Annotated in this window: 4 protein-coding genes (1 of these 4 cut by a window edge); 2 read left to right on the forward strand and 2 right to left on the reverse strand. The window is 58.4% G+C overall.

All coding sequences use genetic code 11. From position 1 onward, the window contains the following. Positions 1-355 precede the first annotated feature (355 nt). Positions 356-1,066 carry a DUF4167 domain-containing protein gene (locus YBN1229_RS05740; protein ID WP_052743732.1) on the forward strand — a complete coding sequence of 237 codons (711 nt, stop codon included), beginning with the start codon at positions 356-358 and terminating at the stop codon, positions 1,064-1,066. A 71-nt stretch (positions 1,067-1,137) separates the two neighbouring features. Here the strand turns inward: YBN1229_RS05740 and YBN1229_RS05745 are convergent, their stop codons facing one another. Next, on the reverse strand, positions 1,138-1,908 hold the full coding sequence (locus YBN1229_RS05745) for an MOSC domain-containing protein (RefSeq protein WP_046477340.1): 771 nt from the start codon (positions 1,906-1,908) through the stop codon (positions 1,138-1,140). A 230-nt stretch (positions 1,909-2,138) separates the two neighbouring features. Here YBN1229_RS05745 and clpB point away from each other — a divergent pair, with 230 nt between their 5' ends. Then, positions 2,139-4,736 carry an ATP-dependent chaperone ClpB gene (clpB, locus tag YBN1229_RS05750; protein WP_046477341.1) on the forward strand — a complete coding sequence of 866 codons (2,598 nt, stop codon included), beginning with the start codon at positions 2,139-2,141 and terminating at the stop codon, positions 4,734-4,736. 201 nt (positions 4,737-4,937) lie between these two features. Here the strand turns inward: clpB and YBN1229_RS05755 are convergent, their stop codons facing one another. Beyond that, a protein-coding gene (locus tag YBN1229_RS05755; protein WP_052743733.1) for a M23 family metallopeptidase crosses the window boundary here: on the reverse strand, positions 4,938-6,000 show its 3' portion. 971 nt of this gene lie beyond the right edge of the window; the window shows 1,063 of its 2,034 coding nt (coding positions 972-2,034); its start codon lies off the right edge, out of view — the gene reads right to left on this strand; it ends in the stop codon at positions 4,938-4,940.

The following is a 6,000-nucleotide window of genomic DNA, read 5'->3' on the forward strand; positions in this document are numbered from 1 at the left end:
AAGACGGGATAAGGGTTGTTTGAGCGCGCAGCTGCCCCATGGGAGTGCGCCGCGCTGTTGGCTTTGGCTCAGACTCGAGCGATCACGGCTTCCGCGCAACAATTGCGCAGAAGAGCGAGGGTGGGCGTGCTGTTTCACGCACCAGACCCGCTTCACGGCTTTGGTTTTAGATGCCAGTAGGGACTGGATTAGCACCGAACAAAATTCGGACAGGCCGCGACTGATGGCTTTGTCCAAAGAATATGGTCATTGCGGCTGCAGTGATGCCGGTTACCGAGCCGGGCGGGCACCGACTTTGATTGGGATCTGCAATAATCTTTTTGGAACGTTAAGTTAATATAGAGAACGGGAGCCCATGAGGCAGGGACAACAGCAAAACCGTCGTGGTCGCGGCCGCAATCGTAAAGGCCAAAGCCCTCTCACGCGCAGCTTTGAAAGCAACGGGCCGGATGTGAAGATCCGAGGCACCCCTGCGCATATCGCTGAAAAGTATATGGCGCTTGCCCGCGACTCGATGTCATCCGGCGATCCGGTTCTTGCCGAAAATTATCTGCAACACGCCGAACACTACAATCGCATCATCATGGCGTTCCGTGAGCAGCAGTCTCCAAACGCGAACGACGTCGTGAATGGAAATAATCGGTTCCGCTCCCCCGTTCCGGACCAATATGACAACGATGACGTGGGCGACGAAGACGGCGAAGACAATCCCGTTGAGGCTAATCAGCAGGCAGTCGTCCAGCCGAATGATCCTCAGCCGGCGATAGCAGGCGTAACGCGCAATGAGCGCCCTGAGCGTGCGGAACGGTCTGAACGGACCGGAGAGCAACGCCCGCAGCGCGACCGGCGCAATGGCTCCAACGGTCCACGGCAGCGATCCGATCGGTCCGATCGGGAACCACGCCGTCGGGAACGTCAGCGGTTTGGTGAGTCCGGCGATCAGCCTGACTTCCTGCGTCGGCCCGTTCGCCGCACGCGCCGGGAAGATACGGCTGATGACGCAGAGACGACAGCCGCAGCTCCGCCGGCAGAGACCGTTGCTGCGGTCGAGGAAAGCCAGGAATAAATCAACAAATTGGTTCGTAAGGTGTGTGCGACGATAGGTGGAGCTGATCCCTTTGTGTCGCCCGAGATTCCTTAGCCGATTGTGACAGGATCCCCGAGCGTGACCACGCCACCATCTCGAACGGTGGCGTAGATCCCGAAATTGGCGTGTCCCCATGTTCGTTGCAGAACGGCTGGGATCGATGTATCGCGCCGACCGTTTTCTGGATCGACGTTCGTCGCGGCACACCGGTCCGTCGGCGCAAATGGGATAAGCAAGGCCGAGCCGATACGAATTTCCTTGCCGACGAGGTCGAGTTCCTGCCACGGCGCTAATCCGTCTATGACGACGTTGGGCCGAAAGCGCAGCGGCGAAAGCTCTCGCCCCATCACCCTTTCCAGCTCCGCCAGCGTTGCAAGATTGATGACGTGCACGCATTTTTCGGCAACGTCAGAGAAGCTATGACCTTCGGCTGAGATGATCTTGGGTGGCCCAATCAGAGAAGCCTTGAGATAGGCCGCGAAGAATTGCTCAAGCAACTGGCGCCCCAGCGGGGTTGCCAGCGCTCCACGTGCAACCTGACGCCCATCGCGAAGCAAGGTCAGCGTCTGACTGTCTTCCTCGAACACCGATTGTAGCGTTGCCAGGCGCTCGTCGCGCATCAGCATCAGAAACGAGGTCTTCGGCAACCATTTGGGATCCTCCGGATCAAAGCGTCCGCGGCCGTTCTCAATGGCCCAAGCTCGATCAAAAGGCAGGGTATGTCCCGGTTCAAGCTGAACGCGCTCTAGCGCAGCCGCGGACAGTCCTTTGACTGGGTAGCGGTAAAGCGCGGTGACGCGGCCTGCTTGTCTCTCATCCATCCGTAAACTCCTCGCCAGCTAGGACTGGCCTGTGCAACCCGTAAAATGCCGCGTAATTACCGTAGTTAATGACCCTTTTTCTCGTCCGGGTTGAACCTATATCTGCTGAGGGACGTACCTATGCCTCGCTGAGGATAGGCGTCACGAACCTGTAAACCCATTCTACGACGACGTGCTGACCGCGCTTCCCAGATAAGGCGATGAGTTACGTGCTGAGGAGGGAATAACCTATGAATTTCGATCGATATACAGATCGGGCTAAAGGATTCGTCCAGGCTGCCCAAAGTCTCGCATTGCGCGAAGGCCACCAGCAGTTCTCGCCCGAACATGTCCTCAAGGTGCTGCTCGACGATCCCGAGGGGCTCGCGGCAGGATTGATTGCACGGGCTGGCGGCGACCAAGCCGGAGCGTTGCGTGCGGTTGAAGAGGCTCTGTCGCGCAGACCCAAGGTTTCGGGTGGCGGTTCGGGGCAGCTTTATATGGCCTCTGAGCTTGCGCGCGTTTTCGATACCGCTGAAAAGATCGCCGAAAAGGCGGGAGACAAGTACGTCACTGCCGAGCGTCTGCTTTTGGCGCTTGCCACGGAGCAGTCCGAAGCGTCCAAAATCCTGTCAAACGCAGGGGTCACGGCGCAGACCCTGAATCAGGCGATCAACGAACTCCGCAAAGGCCGGACAGCCGATACGGCATCAGCCGAGGAAGGCTATGATGCGTTGAAGCGTTATGCACGTGACCTCACGGAAGTTGCTGCGTCGGGTAAGCTTGACCCGGTTATCGGTCGCGATGAGGAGATCCGCCGCACCATCCAGGTGTTGTCGCGGCGTACCAAGAACAACCCCGTTCTGATCGGGGAGCCCGGCGTTGGCAAGACCGCCATCGCTGAAGGATTGGCGTTGCGTATCGTAAAGGGCGATGTCCCCGACAGCCTGCGCGATAAAAAGCTTTTGGCCCTGGACATGGGCGCACTCATCGCCGGTGCGAAATACCGCGGGGAGTTCGAGGAGCGCTTAAAGGCCGTCCTTCAGGAAGTCACGGCGGAGAGCGGACGTATCATCCTGTTCATCGATGAGCTGCATACCATCGTCGGAGCAGGCAAAGCAGATGGCGCAATGGATGCGTCGAACCTGCTGAAGCCGGCCCTGGCGCGTGGTGAGCTGCACTGCGTCGGTGCTACGACACTCGATGAATATCGCAAACACATCGAGAAGGATGCGGCGCTGGCCCGTCGCTTCCAGCCGATCTTCATTAGCGAACCGACAGTCGTCGATACGATCTCGATTCTTCGTGGTCTCAAGGAGAAGTACGAGCTGCATCACGGCGTGCGCATCACGGACAATGCCTTGGTCGCGGCGGCGACGCTGTCGAATCGTTACATCACGGATCGATTCCTGCCGGATAAGGCGATCGACCTCGTCGACGAGGCCGCGTCCCGGCTCAAGATGGAGATCGATTCCAAACCCGAAGAGCTTGACCGCATCGACCGCGATCTCATGCAGATGAAGATCGAGCGTGAGGCTCTGCGCAAAGAAACCGATCAAGCCTCCAAGGACCGCCTGGAAAAACTCGATTCTCTGATTGCCGAATTGGAGGAAGAGAGCCGCGTGCTGACGCAGCGGTGGGAAGCGGAGCGTGAGAAGCTGGGATCTGAACAGAAGATCAAGGAACAGCTCGATCAGGCACGCACCGAACTGGAGCAGGCGCAACGTCGCGGCGACCTCGCCCGCGCGGGTGAACTTCAATATGGCGTCATTCCGCAGCTCACCAAACAGCTTGAGAAAGCGGAAGGCCAGGATGGACGCGATAACGTGATGGTCGAGGAGGCGGTTACAGCCGACCAAATCGCCGGCGTCGTATCGCGTTGGACGGGCATTCCCGTTGACAAGATGCTCGAAGGCGAACGCGAGAAGCTGCTCAGTATGGAAGACGCTTTGGGGCAGCGGGTGATCGGTCAGCGCGAAGCGGTGGCCGCAGTGTCGACGGCGGTCCGGCGTGCGCGTGCGGGGCTTCAGGATCCGAACCGGCCAATTGGCTCGTTCATGTTCCTTGGTCCCACGGGTGTCGGTAAAACCGAGCTGACGAAAGCCCTGGCGACCTTCCTGTTCGACGACGAGCATGCGCTGCTGCGCATCGACATGTCCGAGTACATGGAGAAGCACTCCGTCGCGCGGCTGATCGGTGCCCCTCCGGGCTACGTCGGCTATGAAGAAGGCGGTGCGCTAACCGAAGCGGTACGTCGCCGGCCGTATCAGGTCATTCTCTTCGATGAAATCGAGAAGGCACATCCGGACGTCTTCAACGTGCTTCTGCAGGTTTTGGACGACGGTCGCCTGACCGATGGGCAGGGCCGCACGGTCGACTTCAAGAACACACTGATTATCCTGACGTCGAACATCGGTGCGGAGTATCTCGTGAATCAGAAGGAAGGCGAGGATACTGACGCCGTGCGCGATTTGGTGATGGCGGAGGTTCGGGCGAAGTTCCGGCCAGAGTTCCTGAACCGGCTCGATGACATCATCCTGTTCCATCGCCTGCGTCGCGAGGAAATGGGGGCCATCGTCGATATCCAGGTTGAGCGTTTGCAGAAACTACTGGCCGATCGCAAGATCACCATCGACCTGGATGACGGCGCGCGCACGTGGCTCGCCAATCGCGGTTACGATCCCGCCTATGGTGCGCGGCCTTTGAAGCGTGTGATTCAAAAGCACGTTCAAGATCCGCTCGCCGAGCAGATCCTGGCCGGTGGCGTGAAGGATGGGGATACCGTTCGTGTTTCGGTACGTGACGGTAATCTCACCATCAATGATTGGCCGGTCAATTTCGCCGCTTAAAGTCAATCGCAAATACTGCAAATCAAAACCGCCGAGGTTCCAAATCTCGGCGGTTTTTGAGTTTCGCGCTGCATTCCGAACATTATGCAACGAATAGAGGGCGCGCTTATTTCAAAATTTCGAACGGTCGAATTTTCGTTTGAGAGGGACATTCCAAAATTGCGTTGAGACGGGCGTCTCAAGGAGATGAGAAGTCGAACACTACCTGCTCGACGTCATCACGGGGGCACGGCGGATGAGTTCATCAATGCGTGCGCGTTCACGTTGGAACTCGGCCAGTTCGCGGCCGGTCAACTGACGTTCCTGCGGCACCTGGATCGACATCGGGTCGACGCGACGCTTGTTGACGAGAACCTCAAAGTGCAAGTGCGGTCCCGACGAGAGACCCGTGGTTCCGATGTACCCGATCACCTGTCCCTGGCGGACTTGCACGCCCTCCTTCACCCCGCGCGCGAACTTCTGCATGTGCGCATACGACGTGTGATAACCGTTCGCGTGCCGGATGCGGACGTAGTTGCCGTATTGGCCGTTGCGCGCGGCAAACTCAATGGTGCCGCGGCCGGCGGCCAGGATTGGCGTGCCCGGTGGCGAGGCCCAGTCCACGCCGCTGTGCATACGCTGGCGGTTGAGCAGAGGATGGTGGCGCATGCCGAAACCGGAGGTCAGGCGCACGTCCGAGCCGCGCACAGGTCTACGCATGAGGAACTTTTTCGAGTTGTTCCCTTGATCGTCGTAATAATCGATTTCGCCATCACTGGTGCGAAAACGATAGAAACGCGAGACCTCCCCGCCGCTCGTGATTTGCGTAAATAGCAATTCACCCGGCGGCCCGTCGGTGACGTTTTCGTCGGGAAAATCGAAAAAGAACTCGACCGAGTCGCCCGCCCTCACGCGTTGTCCGAAGTCGACCTCATAGGCGTGAATACGCATGATTTCTGAGAGCGTTTCAGGAAGGACATGCTGCAATAAACCGGCGTGATAAACGCTGCCATAAAGACTCGACGCGCGGCTGCTCTTACTGCCGCTTTTGTCATCGTCACTCGTCACGATACGCAAATTAACGCCGCCCGCCGTCGGTTCCTTCGAGGCAACAAATTCACCCGTAGCGTTACGCTGAACACTCACCAGATGCTCGTGCCCTTCGGTAAAGAGGCTGAAGCTTGTTGGTTCGACTTCGCCCGGCGTCGTTAGAGACGGCAGGAGCGTGATATGGATTTCCTGGCCTTCCGAGAGAGCATTCCCGGAAAATACTGGTCGAGCAGCT

This window comes from Candidatus Filomicrobium marinum, from assembly GCF_000981545.1.
Taxonomy (GTDB): Bacteria; Pseudomonadota; Alphaproteobacteria; order Rhizobiales; family Hyphomicrobiaceae; genus Filomicrobium; species Filomicrobium insigne.